General features: G+C 61.6%; 17 protein-coding genes and 1 other RNA gene. 10 read left to right on the forward strand and 8 right to left on the reverse strand.

Features of this window, described 5'->3' with window-relative positions; translation table 11 throughout:
• Positions 1-4 precede the first annotated feature (4 nt).
• Genes U367_RS0120405 through U367_RS0120420 form a run of 4 tightly spaced genes read right to left on the reverse strand, consistent with a single transcriptional unit; the run spans position 5 to position 3567 of the window.
• Positions 5-490: a DUF4442 domain-containing protein gene (locus tag U367_RS0120405; RefSeq protein ID WP_028618390.1), complete on the reverse strand. Its 486-nt coding sequence runs from the start codon at positions 488-490 to the stop codon at positions 5-7.
• Entirely contained in the window at positions 483-1670 is a 1188-nt protein-coding gene (ubiH, locus tag U367_RS0120410; protein WP_028618391.1) for a 2-octaprenyl-6-methoxyphenyl hydroxylase, read from the reverse strand. Before ubiH ends, U367_RS0120405 begins: the two co-directional genes overlap by 8 nt.
• The gene (gene pepP / locus U367_RS0120415) at positions 1667-2989 is read right to left on the reverse strand and encodes a Xaa-Pro aminopeptidase (protein WP_028618392.1); all 1323 of its coding nucleotides are present in this window, start codon (positions 2987-2989) and stop codon (positions 1667-1669) included. Before pepP ends, ubiH begins: the two co-directional genes overlap by 4 nt.
• 20 nt (positions 2990-3009) lie before the next feature.
• Entirely contained in the window at positions 3010-3567 is a 558-nt protein-coding gene (locus U367_RS0120420) for a YecA/YgfB family protein (protein WP_028618393.1), read from the reverse strand.
• A gap of 138 nt (positions 3568-3705) precedes the next feature.
• Between U367_RS0120420 and U367_RS0120425 the strand changes: the two genes are divergently transcribed.
• The 4 genes from U367_RS0120425 to U367_RS0120435 all read left to right on the forward strand — a co-directional run bounded on the left by U367_RS0120425 (position 3706) and on the right by U367_RS0120435 (position 5124).
• On the forward strand, positions 3706-3915 hold the full coding sequence (locus U367_RS0120425) for a TIGR02449 family protein (protein ID WP_007982902.1): 210 nt from the start codon (positions 3706-3708) through the stop codon (positions 3913-3915).
• Entirely contained in the window at positions 3912-4229 is a 318-nt protein-coding gene (locus tag U367_RS0120430; protein WP_003176812.1) for a cell division protein ZapA, read from the forward strand. Before U367_RS0120425 ends, U367_RS0120430 begins: the two co-directional genes overlap by 4 nt.
• Positions 4230-4259: 30 nt before the next feature.
• Positions 4260-4438, forward strand: a non-coding RNA gene (gene ssrS, locus U367_RS1000000131070) — 6S RNA.
• Positions 4439-4494: 56 nt separating this feature from the next.
• Entirely contained in the window at positions 4495-5124 is a 630-nt protein-coding gene (locus tag U367_RS0120435) for a 5-formyltetrahydrofolate cyclo-ligase (protein ID WP_028618394.1), read from the forward strand.
• A gap of 7 nt (positions 5125-5131) precedes the next feature.
• Here the strand turns inward: U367_RS0120435 and U367_RS1000000132095 are convergent, their stop codons facing one another.
• On the reverse strand, positions 5132-5281 hold the full coding sequence (locus U367_RS1000000132095; RefSeq protein WP_010207387.1) for a hypothetical protein: 150 nt from the start codon (positions 5279-5281) through the stop codon (positions 5132-5134).
• Between the two features lie 195 nt (positions 5282-5476).
• Between U367_RS1000000132095 and U367_RS0120445 the strand changes: the two genes are divergently transcribed.
• From U367_RS0120445 to U367_RS0120460, 4 genes are all read left to right on the forward strand, one after another.
• Positions 5477-5926: an EVE domain-containing protein gene (locus U367_RS0120445; protein WP_028618395.1), complete on the forward strand. Its 450-nt coding sequence runs from the start codon at positions 5477-5479 to the stop codon at positions 5924-5926.
• 174 nt (positions 5927-6100) lie between these two features.
• Positions 6101-7066, forward strand: coding sequence for an HlyD family secretion protein (locus U367_RS0120450; protein WP_028618396.1), 966 nt, complete (start codon positions 6101-6103; stop codon positions 7064-7066).
• Entirely contained in the window at positions 7063-9789 is a 2727-nt protein-coding gene (gene rbbA, locus U367_RS0120455) for a ribosome-associated ATPase/putative transporter RbbA (protein ID WP_028618397.1), read from the forward strand. The genes U367_RS0120450 and rbbA overlap by 4 nt, the downstream gene beginning before the upstream one ends.
• The gene (locus U367_RS0120460; protein ID WP_028618398.1) at positions 9789-10904 is read left to right on the forward strand and encodes an ABC transporter permease; all 1116 of its coding nucleotides are present in this window, start codon (positions 9789-9791) and stop codon (positions 10902-10904) included. The genes rbbA and U367_RS0120460 overlap by 1 nt, the downstream gene beginning before the upstream one ends.
• Positions 10905-10923: 19 nt before the next feature.
• On the opposite strand, the gene U367_RS0120465 is transcribed toward U367_RS0120460, so the two are convergent.
• Positions 10924-11331 carry a flagellar basal body-associated protein FliL gene (locus U367_RS0120465; protein ID WP_016978962.1) on the reverse strand — a complete coding sequence of 136 codons (408 nt, stop codon included), beginning with the start codon at positions 11329-11331 and terminating at the stop codon, positions 10924-10926.
• Positions 11332-11481: 150 nt separating this feature from the next.
• Here U367_RS0120465 and U367_RS0120470 point away from each other — a divergent pair, with 150 nt between their 5' ends.
• On the forward strand, positions 11482-12459 hold the full coding sequence (locus U367_RS0120470) for an NADPH:quinone oxidoreductase family protein (protein ID WP_028618399.1): 978 nt from the start codon (positions 11482-11484) through the stop codon (positions 12457-12459).
• Between the two features lie 252 nt (positions 12460-12711).
• The gene (glpT, locus tag U367_RS0120475; protein ID WP_028618400.1) at positions 12712-14049 is read left to right on the forward strand and encodes a glycerol-3-phosphate transporter; all 1338 of its coding nucleotides are present in this window, start codon (positions 12712-12714) and stop codon (positions 14047-14049) included.
• Here glpT and U367_RS0120480 read toward each other — a convergent pair.
• On the reverse strand, positions 14046-14699 hold the full coding sequence (locus tag U367_RS0120480) for a gamma-glutamylcyclotransferase (protein ID WP_028618401.1): 654 nt from the start codon (positions 14697-14699) through the stop codon (positions 14046-14048). The genes glpT and U367_RS0120480 overlap by 4 nt on opposite strands.
• A 26-nt stretch (positions 14700-14725) precedes the next feature.
• Positions 14726-17113, reverse strand: a complete 2388-nt coding sequence (locus U367_RS0120485; protein WP_028618402.1) for a TonB-dependent receptor plug domain-containing protein — start codon at positions 17111-17113, stop codon at positions 14726-14728.
• Positions 17114-17289: the final 176 nt, after the last annotated feature.

The raw sequence follows: 17289 nt of genomic DNA on the forward strand, positions 1-17289 counted from the left end.
TGCTTTAAGCCTGTCTCACTGGCGGCTTGCGCCGCACGTAAAGGGTTTTGTCGACCTGCGCCACCAGGGTGCCGGAGCCGTCATGAATCTGGACCTTCAGGTGGGGCAAGTACTTCTCGCCTCCTTCGGTCTGCCGGCGGACCTCATCGAGCAAGGCGTCGTCGATGGAGAACTCCGCGTACACCGGGCCTTTGCCCGGCGAAATGAAGTCGATACTCGCGGCCTTGTCCCACACGATGTAATCGCGGCCCAGGTTCTCCATCAGCATCAGCATGTAGAACGGATCAACCATCGAATACAGGCTACCGCCGAACTGCGTGCCGACATAGTTGCGGTTGTACCAGCCCAGGCCCATGCGCACTTTGACGTGACGAAAATCGGCGCTCATGTGCCGCACGCTCACTCCCGCACCCAAGTAGGGCGGATACAAGGTCATGATCCAACGCAACAACCGCGCCTTGCCCAGGCGCTCGATCAACCACTTACGCATCGGAACGCGTGCCCAGGCCCATGGCCTGACGGGCGAACCAGCGCTTGGCCGGCGGCAGCAAGTCCAGGCCCAGCAGGCCCATATTGCGGCCTAGGGCGACCAGCGGCTGGGCGCTGCCGAACAGGCGCGTGACCTGGTCGGAGAAGCCCACGGTGAGTTTCTGGTCCAGGCGCTGACGCTCGCGATAGCCTTGCAAGGTCGCCAGGTCACCTGGCACTTGCGGTCCGGCCAGCAAGGCCTCGGCCAGCGCATTCGCATCGCGCAGGGACAGGTTGAAGCCCTGCCCGGCAATCGGGTGCAAGCTGTGAGCGGCATTGCCGAGAATCGCCAAGTGCGAGCGTACTTGCTCCTCGGCTTCCACCAATGTCAGCGGGTACAGATGACGGGCGCCCACTTGCTTAAGCGTACCCAGACGGTAGCCGAACACGCCCTGCAATTCACTCAAGAAGCTGCGCTCATCGAGATTGGCCAGGCGCTGGGCGTCCATGCCGATGCGCGTCCACACCAGTGCGCAGCGGTTGTCCGGCAGCGGCAACAGGGCCATCGGGCCTTCGTCGGTGAAACGTTCGAAGGCTTCGCCGTTATGGGATTCGCTTGGCGTGATGTTGGCGATCAACGCGCTCTGGTTGTACGGACGGGTTTTCACGCCGATGCCCAACTGCTCGCGCAAGCCGGAACGGCCACCGTCAGCCAGCACGGCGAGGTCGCATTCCAGCACGGTTTCATCATTGAGGGTCAGGCGGTAGCCGTCGGGCAGCGGCTCCATGCGTGTGACTTCGGCCGGGCAACGCCAGCTGACCACGTCTTTGTCCAGGCCCTGCCACAGGCATTGGCCCAGCCAGGCGTTCTCCACCACGTAGCCGAGGGCCGGCACGCCCTCTTCCATGGCAGACAAGCGCGCGGTGGAGAAACGCCCACGGTCAGACACATGGATTTGCTTGATCGGTTCGGCGCGACGCGAAATGTCCTGCCACAGGCCCAGGCGCTGATAAATCTGCCGGGCGCCGTAGGAGAGCGCCGAAGAACGCGCATCGTAGCTCGGCTGGTAGCTGTCGCCCGGCGCAAAGGGCTCGATCAGCACGATCTTCCAACCGCGCGCTTTGGCCCCAGCCTGCAACGCCAGCGCCAGGCTGGCGCCGACCAGGCCGCCGCCAATGATTGCCAGGTTGACCCGGCTCATCGGGCAGCCGCCATCAGCGCTTCAATTTCAGCGACGGTCTTGGGCACGCCACCGGTCAGGATTTCACAGCCTTGCTTGGTCACTACCACGTCGTCCTCGATGCGTACGCCAATGCCACGCCATTTCTTTGCCACGTTCGGGTTGTCCGGCGAAATGTAGATGCCCGGCTCCACGGTCAACGCCATGCCAACTTCCAGCACCCGCCATTCACCGCCCACTTTGTACTCGCCCACGTCATGCACATCCATGCCCAGCCAGTGGCCGGCGCGGTGCATGTAGAAGGCTTTATAGGCTTCGCTGGCGATCAACTCGTCGACGTCACCCTGCAACAATCCCAGCCTCACCAACCCGGCGGTGATCACCTGCACGGTTGCCTCATGCGCCTGGTTCCAATGCTTGTCCGGGGCGATCTCGGCAAACGCGGCTTCCTGGGAAGCCAGCACAATTTCGTAGATCGCCTTCTGTTCCGGCGAAAACCTGCCATTGACCGGCCAAGTGCGGGTGATGTCGCTGGCGTAGCAGTCGATCTCGCAGCCGGCGTCGATCAGCACCAGATCGCCGTCCTTGAGCACCGCGTCATTCTGCTGGTAATGCAGGATGCAGCTGTTGCGCCCGGCGGCGACGATGGAGCCGTAGGCTGGCATTTTCGCGCCGCCTTTGCGGAATTCATAATCCAGCTCGGCTTCCAGGCTGAACTCATGGAGACCGGCACGGCTGGCCTGCATCGCCTTCACGTGGGCGGCGCAGGAGATTCGCGCGGCCTCGCGCATCACCTTCACTTCCGCAGCCGATTTATACAGGCGCATGTCGTGGAGCAAATGATCCAGGGCAACGAATTCGTTCGGTGGCTGGGCGCCCAGGTGGGCCTTGGAGCGGATCACGTTGATCCATTCCATCAGGTGCCGGTCAAACTCGGCATTGCTGCCCATGGCCGAGTACACCCGGTCGCGGCCTTCGATGAGGCCGGGCAGGATGTCGTCAATATCGGTGATGGGGAACGCGTCGTCGGCGCCAAAGTCACGGATCGCGCCTTCGGTGCCGGCGCGCAGGCCGTCCCACAGTTCGCGTTCGGCGTTGCGCTCGCGGCAGAACAGCACGTACTCGCCGTGCTGGCGACCGGGCATCAGCACGATCACCGCTTCCGGCTCCGGGAAACCGCTCAGGTACTGGAAGTCACTGTCCTGGCGGTACACGTGCTCGACATCACGGTTGCGGATCGCCACGGCGGCAGCCGGCAGGATCGCGATGCTGTTGGGTTCCATCTGCGCCATGAGCGCCTTGCGGCGTCGGGTGTATTCCGCTCGGGGGATATGGATCATGGGCAGATGGACTTCCTTTCTTAGTGCAGCGAAGGCTTGGGCGCGGCTGGCTCAGCGGACTTCTTGGTCTCGGTGAACAGCAGCAACGGCGCGACGCGCAGGTATTCCATGACTTCCATGTAGTCGGCTTCGCCATCTTCGGACTCTTCCAGGGCGTCTTGCACCTGGGAGATCGCCGCGAGGTCCTGCAACACTTCCTTGGCGTCGGTGCTCAGTTCCAGGCCGCCGGCGTTGACGCCGAAACCGTGGAGGAAGCCTTGGCACCATTGGCCCAGGGCGGCGGCGCGCTCGGTGAGCGGCGCGTCGTCGGTCGGCAGCAGCAGGACCACGGTGACGTCATCACCGGTCAGCTCGCCCTTGACCATCTCTTGCAGGCCGATCAGTGCGTTACGCACGTTCTCGGTCGGTTCGGTTTCCAGCAGCTCGGCCACGTCGGCCAGCCAGTTGTCGGCATCAAAGCCAACGCCAGTGCAGCTGCGGCCCAACAGCACGCCGTGCAGTTCGGCAGGCGAGCAAGGGTGGCCGCTGGTGCTCAGCAGTTTGGAAAAAGCATCGTACGGGGAGTTCTGAATGGGCATGGTGAGCTAGGCGCCAGACGGCGCAATGTCTAGAATGGAGCGCTGTATCCTAGCACCGGCAGACGTACCAAGACTATCAAGGGCGTCAGATCGTTTATCCTGCAGTTGCCATTCATCAGACAAATCCAGTGGAACCCAATGGAAGACACCGACCTGCAAGCGCTGATGGCCAGACTCGAACTGCTAATTACTCGGGTCGAGCAACTTAAGAGTCAAAACGGACTCCTATTAGCTCAGGAAAAGACCTGGCGCGAGGAACGCGCTCACCTCATTGAAAAAAACGAAATCGCCCGGCGTAAGGTCGAATCGATGATTTCGCGCCTGAAGGCCCTGGAGCAAGACTCATGAGTTCAAGCAATAGCGTCACCGTGCAGATCCTCGATAAAGAATATTCGATCATCTGCCCCCAGGAAGAGCGCAACAACCTGGTGAGCGCCGCCCGCTACCTGGATGGCAAGATGCGCGAAATCCGCAGCAGCGGCAAAGTGATCGGCGCAGACCGTATCGCCGTGATGGCCGCGCTGAACATTACCCACGATTTGCTGCATAAGCAGGAACGCCCTGACGTACAGGCCAGCGGCTCGACGCGTGAGCAGGTGCGTGACCTGCTGGAGCGTGTCGATCTGGTGCTTTCCAGCGATTCAGACGCACCCAAGGGCTGATTGCCGCGACTGTTTAAGGTATACTCGCCCCACTCCCTGGCGTGTTTGCCAGTCGGCGATGTCCCTGAGCCGATTCGCACTACCCTGGAAGTTGCACGTTGGGCTGGTGTGCATGTCCGCTAGACGGAAAGCCTTAAAGCCTACTGCATCTTCCACCTTGAACTTTCGGGTTCAAGGGCTAAGTCGACAGCGGCTCTGTCGGGGAGCCTGAATTCCCAAACTCAATGCCAGTCCTCGGACTGGCATTGTTTTATGAGCCGAAACCATGACCGAACCTGCGCCGCTTTCCCGTCCGCAACTTCGACGCATGTTGCGCAAAGCCCGCCGCGCCCTCACGCCGAGCGAGCAACGCAAGGCCGCCCACGGCCTATATCGGCAACTGGCACAGCACCCGCTGTTTCGCCGGGCCAAACATATCTCTTTGTATCTACCGACGGACGGTGAAATCGATCCGCGCCTGCTGCTGCGCGCCGCCCAGCGCCGTGGCAAGGCCACTTACCTGCCGGTGCTCAGCGCGTGGCCGCGAACCAAGATGGTGTTCCAGCGTGTACGGCCTGGGGAAAAGCTGCTGCCCAACCGTTTTCGCATCCTGGAGCCACGGGTGAATATCAGCCGCCAACGCAAAGTCTGGGCGCTGGACCTGGTGCTGCTACCGCTGGTGGGGTTCGATGATGCCGGGGGGCGCCTGGGCATGGGCGGCGGGTTCTACGATCGCAGCCTGGCTTACCTGGCGCGGCGACAGAGCTGGCGCAAGCCGACGCTACTGGGCCTGGCCCATGAATGTCAGAAGGTTGATCGGTTGGCACAGGCAAGCTGGGATGTGCCGTTGGCGGGCACCGTCACTGATAAGCATTGGTATATTGCGAAGACGCCACTGGAGTCAGCGGCGCCTTGAAGACGGGTCAGCGTTTGAACGGTTGCGGCTGCTGCTGAGCCAGTTCAACGGGAGCATCGGTCTTGTTCGACCATAAGCTTTGGGCATACCCGGTGGTCACGACGCCCAGACCAAACAAAATCACCAAAATCCATAGTAAATCCGGTTTACGTTGCATCGATTGCCCCCCTGCAGGCACCTCGTACACGATGACAACAACGTTCCAAAGTAGTCCGTTGCAGCTGCGTCAAGCTTTAAAAGCCGGCATTCTGCGGTAACGTGAACCAACACGCAAACCTTGACGCCAACCGACTGTCGGTTTGTCACCAAATTGCCTGACAACTTGCCCACTGCCTTTTTCAGGAGCCCCAAAATGGCCTACTGGCTGATGAAATCCGAGCCCGACGAACTCTCTATCAAAGGCCTGGAAAAGCTCGGCGAAGCGCGCTGGGACGGGGTGCGCAACTATCAGGCGCGCAACTTCCTGCGTGCCATGGCGGTGGGTGACCAATTTTTCTTCTACCACTCCAGCTGCCCGGAGCCGGGCATTGCCGGCATCGGCAAAATCGTCGAGGCGGCCTACCCGGACCCCACCGCGCTGGAGCCCGATAGCCACTACTTCGACGCCAAGGCCACCCCGGAAAAAAATCCGTGGAGCGCGATCAACGTCGCGCATGTCCAGACGTTCCCCAAAGTGCTGGGCCTGGGCTACCTGAAACAGCAAACCGCCCTCGCCGAAATGCCTTTGGTGCAAAAAGGCAGCCGGCTTTCGGTGATGGCCGTCACGCCCGAGCAATGGGCCGCCGTACTGGCGCTGCGCTAAGCACTGTAGGAGCGAGCTTGCTCGCGAAAAACGCCAGGACACCGCGTCAAATCAGAGAGGACGCGTTATCGTTGACGTTTTTCGCGGGCAAGCCCGCTCCTACAGTTGATGGGTATCAACACTACGCAGGGGCGAACCGCTCACACTAGGACGCTAATGCCGCAGGAAGCAGCCATGTCGACGAACCACCACACCTCCCGTCTTTTCGCTATCGCCCTCATCGCCCTGTTGTTGGGTGCCGGTGGCTTCGGCTACTGGCGCTCCACCCAGGACCGCTTGCCCGAAGGCCTGAGTATGGGCAACGGCCGCCTGGAATCCACCGAAGTGCAGATCGCCGCCAAGATCCCAGGGCGCCTGGCAGAGGTGCGGGTGGACGAAGGCGACAAGGTCCTCAAAGGCCAACTGCTCGCACGCATGGATACTCGCACGCTGGAAGCCCAGCGCGCCCAGGCCGAAGCCGAAGTGCTGCGCGCCAAGGAAAACTTCGCTGCCGCCGAGGCCAACGTGCAATTGCGCCAGAGCGAGCAACTGCTGGCCAACCAGGAACTCAAGCGCACCCAGGAGCTGTACAAACGCGGCTTCGCCAGCAGCCAGTTGATTGACCAACAGCAGGCGCGGCAGAACACCGGCAATGCGGCCGTGATCGCAGCACAAGCCCAAGTCAACTCGGTGAAGGCCGCGATCGGCGCCGCCGAGGCCCAGGTCGCCCAGCTCACCAGCGAGATCGACGACAGCAGCCTACGCGCGCCCATCGACGGGATTATCCAACTGCGCCTGGCCGAGCCGGGCGAAGTACTCGGCGCCGGCGGGCGTGTCCTGTTGCTGATCGATCCCAACGATCAATACATGAACCTCTACCTGCCGGCCTCCGTCACCGGCCGGCTCACCGTCGGCAGCGATGCGCGCATTCTGCTCGACGCCCTGCCCGGCCAACCGCTGCCGGCCAAGATCAGCTTTGTCGCCGCCAAATCCCAGTTCACCCCCAAGGAAGTGGAAACCCGAGACGAACGCCAGAAACTGGTGTTCCGGGTCAAACTGCGCCTGACCCAACCCAGCGCCGTGCCCCAAGCCAAACCGGGCATGCCCGGCGCCGGCTACGTGCGCACGGCTGATATCGACTGGCCGGCCAACCTGCGATGAGCGCCCTGGCGCTGCAAGCCACGGCAATCAACCATCGCTACGGCAAGCAACAGGCCCTGGTCGACATTACGTTCAGCCTGCCAGCCGGTACGCGTTGCGGGTTGATCGGACCGGATGGCGCGGGCAAGTCGAGCCTGCTGGGGTTGATCGCCGGGGTTAAAAAGCTTCAGGACGGTCAACTGCAAGTGCTTGGTGGTGCGATTGAAGACCGCCGCCACCGCAACAGCCTGTACCCGCGCATCGCCTTCATGCCTCAAGGGTTGGGCGGCAACTTGTATCCCGAGTTGTCCATCAGCGAAAACATCCGTTTCTTTGCCACGCTGTTTGGCCTGTCGAAAGCCGACTGCGACCAACGCATGCACAACCTGCTGCTGGCCACCGACCTTGCGCGCTTCGCCGAACGCCCGGCGGGCAAGCTCTCCGGTGGGATGAAGCAGAAACTCGGCCTGTGTTGCGCGCTGATCCACGACCCGGACCTGTTGATTCTCGACGAGCCCACCACCGGCGTCGACCCACTGTCACGTCGGCGCTTCTGGGAGCTGGTCGAAAGCGTACGCAGCGAACGCCCGCAACTGACACTGCTGGTGGCCACGGCCTACATGGAAGAAGCCGAGCAATTCGAACATTGCCTGATGCTCGATCGCGGCAAGCTGATTGCGGACGGCCTGAGCCGTGAATTGGCGGGCGCGACCGCCAGCGGCAAACTGGACGAAGCGTTCACCCACTTCCAGGGCGACAGCGCCCACGACAACCAGCCGCTGGTGATTCCACCGCGACAAAGCGACAACGCCGATATCGCCGATATCGCCATCGAAGCTCACGACCTGACCCTGCGTTTCGGCGATTTCACCGCCGTGAACAAGGTCAGCTTCGCCATTGGCCGCGGCGAGATCTTCGGCTTCCTCGGCTCCAACGGCTGCGGCAAGACCACCACCATGAAGGTGCTCACCGGCCTGATGCCCGCCACCGAGGGCAGCGCGACGCTGCTGGGCAATCCGGTGAACGCCAAGGACCTCGCGACCCGCAAGCGCGTGGGCTTCATGTCGCAAAGCTTCTCGTTGTATGGCGAACTCAGCGTGCGCCAGAACCTGGTGCTGCATGCGCAATTGTTCGACCTGCCCAAGGCAGACAGCGGCCCGCGCATTGATGAGCTGATCCAGCGTTTCGACCTCGCTGACGTGGCCGAACAACCGTCCGGCGAGCTGCCGCTCGGCTTGCGTCAGCGTTTGTCATTGGCCGTGGCGGTGCTGCATCGCCCGGAAGTGCTGATCCTCGACGAACCTACGTCGGGCGTCGACCCGGCGGCGCGGGATGACTTCTGGCGATTGCTGATCGAGCTGTCCCGCGAACAAGGTGTGACAATTTTCCTGTCCACGCACTTTATGAACGAGGCCCAGCGCTGCGACCGCATTTCCCTGATGCACGCGGGCAAGGTGCTCGCCTGCGATACGCCGGATGCGTTGCAACGGCAGTTCCAGGGCGACACCTTGGAAGCCGCGTTCGTCACCTGCCTGGAGCAAGCACAGGGTGAACCGGAGCCCACTGTGCCCGCCGCGACCGTCAGCGAAACCAGTGCCCCTCCCGTGAGCAAACGTGGCTTCAGCCTGGCCCGCCTATTGGCCGTGGCCAGCCGCGAAGGCAAAGAGCTGCTGCGCGACAAGGTGCGCATGGCCTTCGCGTTGCTGGGCGCGATGTTCATGATGGTGATCTTCGGCTACGGCATTTCCCTGGATGTGGAAAAACTCGCCTTCGCCGTCTACGACCAGGACCAGACACCGCAAAGCCGCGCCTACCTGGAGGCATTTCGCAGTTCACGCTATTTCGCCGAGCAGCCGCCGATTCAGGACTCAACCGAATTGCACCGGCGCCTGCAACGTTCAGAAATCAAACTGGCCCTGGAGATACCACCCGGCTTTGGCCGCGATCTCTACGCCGGCCGCCAGCCCAGCGTGGCCGCCTGGCTCGATGGCGGCATGCCGTTTCGCGCGGAAACCAGCCGCAACTATGTCGAGGCCGTGCACCAGGAAAACCTGCAGCAACTGGCCGAACTGAGCAGCCTGCCGCGCAACACCCCAGCGGCCGCCAAGCTGGAAACGCGCTTTCGCTATAACCAAGACGTGGTCAGCGTGAATGCCATCGGCCCCGGTGTGATGGCGCTGATCCTGGCGTTTATCCCGGCGATGCTCACCGCCCTCGGCATCGTGCGCGAGAAGGAACTGGGCTCGATCACCAACTTCTACGCCACACCGCTGACGCGCCTGGAGTTCCTGCTCGGCAAACAGGCGCCGTACCTGGCCGTGAGCCTGGTCAACCTGGCAGTACTGGTGGCGATGAACCGCTGGCTGTTCGGCGTGCCGTTCAAGGGCAGCGGCCTGACGCTGGCGTTCGGCGGCCTGCTCTATGTGCTGGCGACCACCAGCATGGGCCTGCTGATTTCGGCGTTCACCCGGACGCAGATCGCGGCGATCCTCGGCACCATGATCATCACCAGCCTGCCGACCATTCAGTTCTCCGGACTGATCGTGCCGCGCTCGTCCCTTGAAGGCGCAGCGGCGTTGATGGGCATGCTGTTTCCGGCGGGGCACTTCCTGGATGTCGCCGTGGGCACCTTCACCAAGGCCTTGGACCTGCGCCAGTTGTGGCCGCAATGCCTGGCGCTGTTCGGGTTCTTTGTCGGGTTTACCGGGCTGAGCCTGGTCATGCTCAAGAAGCAGGAGGCCTGATGCATAAGTTCGCGCACATCCTGCGCCTAGGGATCAAGGAACTGACCAGCCTGCGCCATGACAGCGTATTGCTGCTGTTTCTGTTCTACGCCTTCACCGTCGCCATCTATATGCCCGCCGCCGGCTCGGTGATCGGCGTGCATAACGCCAGCGTGGCGTTTGTCGATGAAGACCACAGTTCGCTGTCGCGGCAACTGGCCGAGGCGCTGCAGCCGCCCGAGTTTCAAACCCCCACGCCGTTGGCCTATGACCAGTTGGACAGGGTCATGGACAGCGGCGAATACACCTTCGTGATCAATGTGCCGGCGAACTTCCAGGCTGACCTGTTGGCCGGTCGCCAACCCGGCGTGCAGGTGAACGTGGACGCCACGGCCATGAGCCAGGCGTTCATGGGCGCGGGCTACATCGGGCGGATTTTCCAGCGGGAATTACTGACCTACAGCGGGCAAGCCGCCGCCAGCCCGACGCCCGCCCTGCTCACGACTCGCGCGCTGTTCAACACCAACCTGGAGGGTGGCTGGTTTTTGGCGGTGATCCAGATCGTCAACAACATCACCATCCTCGCCATTATCCTGACCGGCACCGCGCTGCTGCGTGAACGCGAACACGGCACCCTCGACCATCTGCTGGTATTGCCGCTGACAGCGCTGGAAATCATGCTGGCGAAAATCTGGAGCAATATGCTGGTGGTGGTGCTGTGCACTTGGCTGTCGCTGGAAGTGGTGGTCAAAGGTTTGCTCGGCGTGCCGCTGGCCGGGTCGCTGAGTTTGTTTCTGTTGGTGACGGCGCTGTACTTGTTTGCCAGCACCGCGCTGGGCATCTTCCTCGCCACCCTCGCCCGCTCGACGCCGCAGTTCGGCCTGCTGGCAATCCCGGTGATCATCCCGATGCTGCTGCTCTCCGGCGGCAGTACGCCGTTGGACAGCATGCCCGAGTGGTTGCAGTGGGTGATGCAGGGCTCGCCGTCGACGCATTTTGTGAGTTTGAGCGCGGCGATTCTGTTCCGCGATGCGGGCGTGAGCGTGGTGTGGCCGGACTTGCTGGCGCTGGCGGGGATTGGGTTGGTGTTCTTTGCAGTGGCACTGGCGCGGTTCAGGAAGAGCCTGGCTTCCTGAAACCGCACCCTATTGGTGATTACTGGATGATCAAGTTGTTGAACAGCAGATCTTCCACCACCGGTTTGCCGGTCTCGTCATTCATCACTTGCTGGGTTTGCTTGAGGGCTTCCTGGCGCAGTTTTTCCTTGCCTTCAACGGTGCTCATAGCCTCGTTGGTCTGCTGGGTGAACAGCGCCACCAGCTGATTACGGATCAACGCGTCGTTGGCTTTGACGGCAGCAGCCGCTTCGGGGCCGGTCACGCGCAGGGCGATGTCGGCCTTGAACACCTTGAGTTTCGCCGTGCCATCCAGGCCGTAGTTGCCCACAAATGGCGGGCTCAGGCTGATATAGCTGACCTTCGGCGCCTCGCCTTCTTTGGCTTCTTCGGCTTGGGCCGCCATCGGCAACGTCAGGGCCAGCATCAACAGGATCCACGCTTTCACAGTTCATTCCTCACATTCGGTTGCCGGGTAGCATAACGCTAGCAAGGCAGAGCACAAGCTTATGGCGGCTTATCAGGCCCGGGCATGCTCGTTGACCCACGGGCGTACCCTCCTACACTTATCGGCCACGATGCCAAAAGGAATAGTCCGATGAAAGCTGTGCTGTGCAAAGCCTTCGGCCCCGCCGAAACCCTGGTGCTGGAAGAGATCGCCAGCCCGGCGATCAAGAAGAACGAAATCCTGCTGGACGTGCATGCCGCCGGGGTCAACTTCCCGGACACGCTGATCATCGAGGGCAAGTACCAGTTCAAGCCGCCTTTCCCGTTCTCGCCGGGTGGCGAGGCGGCGGGCGTGGTCAGTGAAGTCGGGGAAAAGGTCAGCCACCTGAAAGTCGGTGACCGGGTGATGGCGCTGACCGGCTGGGGCAGTTTTGCCGAGCAGGTCGCGGTGCCCGGCTACAACGTGCTGCCGATCCCGCCTAGCATGGACTTCAACATCGCCGCCGCCTTCAGCATGACCTACGGCACCTCCATGCACGCGCTGAAACAACGCGCCAACCTGCAACCCGGCGAAACCCTGCTGGTGCTCGGCGCCTCCGGTGGCGTGGGCCTGGCCGCCGTAGAGATCGGCAAGGCCATGGGTGCGCGGGTAATCGCCGCCGCCAGTAGTGCCGACAAACTCGCAGTGGCCAAGGCCGCCGGCGCCGATGAGCTGATCAACTACAGCGAAGCCAGCCTGAAAGACGAGATCAAGCGCCTCACCGACGGCAACGGCGCCGATGTGATCTACGACCCAGTGGGTGGCGACCTGTTTGACCAGGCCATCCGTGCCATTGCCTGGAACGGCCGCCTGCTGGTGGTGGGTTTTGCCAGCGGGCGCATACCGGAGCTGCCGGTGAACCTGGCGCTGCTCAAGGGTGCCGCGGTGGTCGGGGTGTTCTGGGGTTCGTTTGCCCAGCGCCAGCCGCAGGATAATGCCGCGAATTTCCAGCAGTTGTTCAGTTGGTATGGTGAAGGCAAGCTCAAGCCGCTGGTGTCGCAGGTGTATCCGCTGGAACAAGCCGCCCAGGCGATCAATGACCTGGGGCAGCGCCGGGCTGTGGGCAAGGTCGTCGTCCAGACTCGCTGACCTTCCCCTGTAGGAGCCGGCTTGCCGGCGATGACCGCCGAAAGATCACCGCCACCTTTCGGGCCTCATCGCCGGCAAGCCAGCTCCTAGAGATCTATTTACGACCATCACTTATCTATTCGCGACATGTTCGTAAGAGAACATGCAATTGCTCTGATTTCCTGTGTTTGCAGATAAGAGGCGATGCTATTTTCGGTAACGAAACTGTAACATTCGCATCCGCAGTCAAAACAAGAAATTTGGAGCTCTTGAATGTTTGCTTTCTTTCGTCCTGCCGCCCATCAGGCGCCCCTGCCTGAAGAAAAAATAGACAGTACCTACCGACGTCTGCGCTGGCAGATCTTCGCCGGTATTTTCTTCGGCTACGCCGGTTACTACCTGCTGCGCAAAAACTTCTCCCTGGCCATGCCCTACTTGATCGACGAGGGTTACACCCGCGGCGAACTGGGCCTGGCGATGTCGGCCATCGCGATTGCCTACGGCCTGTCCAAGTTCCTCATGGGCCTGGTGTCCGACCGCTCCAACCCACGCTACTTCCTGCCCTTCGGCCTGCTGGTTTCCGCCGGGGTGATGTTCATTTTCGGTTTCGCACCTTGGGCGACGTCCAGCGTGACCATGATGTTCATTTTGCTGTTCATCAACGGCTGGGCCCAAGGCATGGGCTGGCCGCCAAGTGGGCGCACCATGGTGCACTGGTGGTCGCAGAAAGAACGCGGCGGCGTGGTTTCGGTATGGAACGTGGCGCACAACGTCGGCGGCGGCCTGATCGGCCCGCTGTTCCTGCTGGGCATGGCCTGGTTCAACGACTGGCACGCAGCCTTCTACGTACCGGCCACTGTGGCCCTGCTGGTGGCGGCCTTTGCCTTCATCACCATGCGCGACACCCCACAGTCGGTGGGCCTGCCCCCGATCGAGCAGTACAAGAACGACTACCCGGAAGGCTACGACGCCAGCCACGAAGACGAATTCAGCGCCAAGGAAATCTTCGTCAAGTACGTACTGCGCAACAAAATGCTGTGGTACATCGCCTTCGCCAACGTGTTCGTCTACCTGCTGCGCTACGGCGTGCTGGACTGGGCACCGACCTACCTGAAAGAAGCCAAGCACTTCACCGTGGATAAATCGTCGTGGGCGTACTTCTTCTATGAGTGGGCCGGTATCCCGGGCACGCTGCTGTGCGGCTGGATGTCGGACAAGATCTTCCGTGGCAACCGTGGCCTGACCGGCATCGTGTTCATGGCGCTGGTAACCGTGGCGACCCTGGTGTACTGGCTCAACCCGCCAGGCAACCCGATGGTCGACATGATCGCGTTGTTCTCCATCGGCTTCCTGATCTACGGCCCGGTGATGCTAATCGGCCTGCAGGCGCTGGAGTTGGCTCCGAAGAAAGCTGCGGGTACGGCTGCGGGCTTTACCGGCCTGTTCGGTTACCTGGGTGGTTCGGTGGCCGCGAGTGCGGCCATGGGCTACACCGTGGACCATTTCGGCTGGGACGGTGGTTTCGTGCTGCTGATCGGTGCGTGCCTGCTGGCGATCGCCTTCCTGATCCCAACGCTGTGGCACACCAACAGCGTCAGCTCGGCGCGTTAAGCGCCTGAGCCACCCTTTGCACAACGCTTGAGCCGCGCCTCCAGATTCTTGTCTGGCATGGCGTGGCTACGCAGGGCGTTGACGGTCTGCTCGACATAATCGCGAGTGGTACCGTAACGCCCGCAAGCACTCTGCAACACATGGTTCAACACGATATCGGGCAAGTTGCCGGCGTAGCTGGGCAAGTGCCGCTCCAAGACAAATCCCAACGCCTGCACCGTGCTGCCATCTTCGAGACGGCAACTGAGCCAATGCGGCCGGTAAGAAGGATAGGGCATCTCGCGCTGCCACAAGGCGTAGAGCGAGGCCTCCAGCTGATCCTCCGGCAAGCGGTAGGCAAACCCGCTGCAGGAACCGCCGCGATCCAGCCCAAAGACCAATCCTGGAATTTCCGGTGTCCCACGATGCTCATGGGACCACAGGTACAGGCCCCGGTGATAACCGTGGACCCGTGCCCGCATCCGCTCGGTGGACGAACACTCAGGGCGCCAGATCAGCGAACCATAAGCGAAAAGCCAGACCGGCCCACCCTTATGCTGGGCCATGGTGGCCTGCATCGAGCTCATCAACTGTTCGTGAGTGAGTTGCGGCCCAAGATCGAGCCGCGGAGGGTAAGCCAATTGCAAAAGATCGGATTCAATAACGGTCATGGCGGATCGCTTAGGTCTCCTGTGCTTTACCAGTTATAGGCAACTTTACCGTAATAGAACGCGCCGCTGTAACCGTACGGCGAAAAAGTGCTATAGGCCAAATTGCCACCACTGCTGGCGAAGGCATTGACCTTTTCCGGGTATTTATCGGTGACGTTGTCGCCGCCGAGGGTGAAGGTCCAGTTCTTCAACTTGTAGTCCGCCGACAAATCCAACACCCAGGCCGCCTTGAAGGTCTGGTCGTTGGCCTTGTCGGCCTGGTAGCTGGTGAATTCACCATAGCGCACCAGGTTACTGTGCAGCGCCCAATTGCCGAAGGTGAAGTCGTTACCCAGGCTCAGCTTGTGTTCAGGCGTGGTATCGCCCAGCAAACCGCTCTTCTCGCGACGGTCCACGCGCACCAGATTGGCGCCCAGGCTGTCGAGGATGGCCGGATTGGGCTTCACGTCCGTGACCTTGGTGTGGTTGTAGTTGTAGCCCACGGTGCTGTTCCAGCGGATGCCGTTATCGAACTGGTAGCGGTAGTTGGCCACCAGGTCGACGCCGTCAGTGCTGGTATCGGTGGCGTTGGTGAAGTAGCGGGCAGTGGTGTAGTTGATGTTGCCCACGCCATTGGCGCGCAGATAAGCCTGGGTTGCCGGGTCCAGGTTGAGGTTGGACGACAGGCTGATGCGATCACGAATGTCGATGCGGTAAACGTCCACCGTTACGGTCAGGTCGTCGGCGGGCTCCAGTACCAGACCAAGACTGTAGTTACGCGACTTCTCGGCCTTCAGGTCCTCTGCGCCCAGCAGGCGTGCGACCTGGCTGGAGGCTGGGAAAGTACCGGCCTCGCGGATGTCGCTGCCGATCAACTGCGACGAAGTAAACGCGAAGTTCTGCTGAGCCAGGGACGGCGCGCGGAAACCGTTGGAAATACTACCGCGCAAGGCCACCTGCGGGGTGAAGTCGTAGCGGGCCGACAGCGAGCCGCTGACATTGGAACCGAAGTCACTGTAATCCTCATGCCGTACGGCTGCCGACGCGCTGAGTTTGTCGGTGAAGTTGGTTTCCAGGTCCAGGTACTGCGCCCAATTGTGACGTGAACTGCTGCCGGCGTCGGCATCACGGAAACCACCGAGGCCCGAACTGCCGGTCTGGTAGTAGGACGCCGGCTCACCTGCTTCAATCTCATAGCCCTGGCGCAGGTATTCTCCGCCAAAAGCCACGGAGACCGGGTATGGCAGGAAGCCCACGTCGAATTCACGGGACAGGTCCAGGCTGACTTGTTTCTGGTCGTTGCTCAGGGTGCCGTTGTCGAACTTGCGCGGCGTGGCCAGGCCCAGTGACGTGTTGATGGTTTCGGTGCTCAGCTCGTACTGGTTCTTGCCGTAGTTGGCCGACAGGTCGTAATGCCAGTCATAGGCCAACAGCCCACGCAGGCCCACCACCAACGACGTGTCTTCCAGGTTGCCCTTGATCAGCGGGAGATAGCCATTGGGGTTGAGCGCCGGAATATTGTTGGACGCATTGCTTGCCCGGTAGAACGCCGCCGTCTCGCCGCGACGCTTGCTGTAGCCGCCGAAGGTGTAGAACTCGGCCGCATCGTTGAAGGAATATTCCGAGTTGAACTGGAACTTGCCTTCATTGGTAGCCGGCTCGCCCTGGCGAAACACCTGCTGGCCGTAGGTCGTAGAACCTACGCTGGCCGGGCGCAAATCCTTGCCGGCGCGGTTGGTGTAGTCGTTGTCGGCGCCTTCGGCTGAGAGGTTGATAAAGCCGTTGTCACCCAATGCCACGCCGGTATTGCCACTGAGGTTGCGCTGGATGCCGTCGCCCTTCTTGTACTCGCCGAACTTGGAGGAGATCGAACCACCATGGTCGGCGTGTTTGAGGATCACGTTGATCACCCCGGCAATCGCATCGGAGCCATAGCGCGCGGACGCACCATCGCGCAGCACTTCGATATGGTCGACTGCCGACAGCGGGATCGCATTCAAGTCCGCCGGGGCCGAGCCACGGCCCACCGCCCCGCCCAGGTTGACGAAAGCACTAGTGTGGCGGCGCTTGCCATTGACCAACACCAGCACCTGATCCGGCGACAACCCACGCAACTGCGCAGGGCGCACCAGTTCAGCGCCGTCCACCAGGCTTGGGCGCGGGAAGTTGATCGACGGAATCAGCCGCGCCAATACCGCCCCCAGCTCATCGGAGCCGGTGCTGCGCAGGGTGTCGCCGGAAATCACATCGATCGGCGACAGCGACGCACTGGCCGTGCGCTCTTGGGCGCGGGTGCCGGTGACGATCACGGTGTCGAGCTTGGGTGCATCGGTGGCGGACGTTTCGGCCGCGAAGACTGGATTGAAACTCACGGCGGTCAGCAAATTGGCCGACAAAATCGCCGAGTACAGCGCGTGTTGCTTGTAGCTCCCCATACCGCTCCCCTTGAATCAAAAACCAGAACGTCGTGTCCTGAGTTCATACGATCGATCCGGCTGGCGGGCGGTGGCGGTCAGTTATTGGTGGTTGTGAATGAGTCGGTAGTCCGTTGCGTTATAGCTTAAGGATATTTATGTAACAAATTAAATACCTTTAAAGCATAAGCGAATGC

Source organism: Pseudomonas canadensis, assembly GCF_000503215.1.
In the GTDB taxonomy this organism is placed as follows: Bacteria; Pseudomonadota; Gammaproteobacteria; order Pseudomonadales; family Pseudomonadaceae; genus Aquipseudomonas; species Aquipseudomonas canadensis.

Excerpts from the sequence above, each read along its gene's own strand:
- U367_RS0120405 (WP_028618390.1), bottom strand. The coding sequence starts at position 490 with ATGCGTAAGTGGTTGATCGAGCGCCTGGGCAAGGCGCGGTTGTTGCGT.
- ubiH (WP_028618391.1), bottom strand. The coding sequence starts at position 1,670 with ATGAGCCGGGTCAACCTGGCAATCATTGGCGGCGGCCTGGTCGGCGCC.
- pepP (WP_028618392.1), bottom strand. The coding sequence starts at position 2,989 with ATGATCCATATCCCCCGAGCGGAATACACCCGACGCCGCAAGGCGCTC.
- U367_RS0120420 (WP_028618393.1), bottom strand. The coding sequence starts at position 3,567 with ATGCCCATTCAGAACTCCCCGTACGATGCTTTTTCCAAACTGCTGAGC.
- U367_RS0120425 (WP_007982902.1), top strand. The coding sequence starts at position 3,706 with ATGGAAGACACCGACCTGCAAGCGCTGATGGCCAGACTCGAACTGCTA.
- U367_RS0120430 (WP_003176812.1), top strand. The coding sequence starts at position 3,912 with ATGAGTTCAAGCAATAGCGTCACCGTGCAGATCCTCGATAAAGAATAT.
- U367_RS0120435 (WP_028618394.1), top strand. The coding sequence starts at position 4,495 with ATGACCGAACCTGCGCCGCTTTCCCGTCCGCAACTTCGACGCATGTTG.
- U367_RS1000000132095 (WP_010207387.1), bottom strand. The coding sequence starts at position 5,281 with ATGCAACGTAAACCGGATTTACTATGGATTTTGGTGATTTTGTTTGGT.
- U367_RS0120445 (WP_028618395.1), top strand. The coding sequence starts at position 5,477 with ATGGCCTACTGGCTGATGAAATCCGAGCCCGACGAACTCTCTATCAAA.
- U367_RS0120450 (WP_028618396.1), top strand. The coding sequence starts at position 6,101 with ATGTCGACGAACCACCACACCTCCCGTCTTTTCGCTATCGCCCTCATC.
- rbbA (WP_028618397.1), top strand. The coding sequence starts at position 7,063 with ATGAGCGCCCTGGCGCTGCAAGCCACGGCAATCAACCATCGCTACGGC.
- U367_RS0120460 (WP_028618398.1), top strand. The coding sequence starts at position 9,789 with ATGCATAAGTTCGCGCACATCCTGCGCCTAGGGATCAAGGAACTGACC.
- U367_RS0120470 (WP_028618399.1), top strand. The coding sequence starts at position 11,482 with ATGAAAGCTGTGCTGTGCAAAGCCTTCGGCCCCGCCGAAACCCTGGTG.
- glpT (WP_028618400.1), top strand. The coding sequence starts at position 12,712 with ATGTTTGCTTTCTTTCGTCCTGCCGCCCATCAGGCGCCCCTGCCTGAA.
- U367_RS0120480 (WP_028618401.1), bottom strand. The coding sequence starts at position 14,699 with ATGACCGTTATTGAATCCGATCTTTTGCAATTGGCTTACCCTCCGCGG.
- U367_RS0120485 (WP_028618402.1), bottom strand. The coding sequence starts at position 17,113 with ATGGGGAGCTACAAGCAACACGCGCTGTACTCGGCGATTTTGTCGGCC.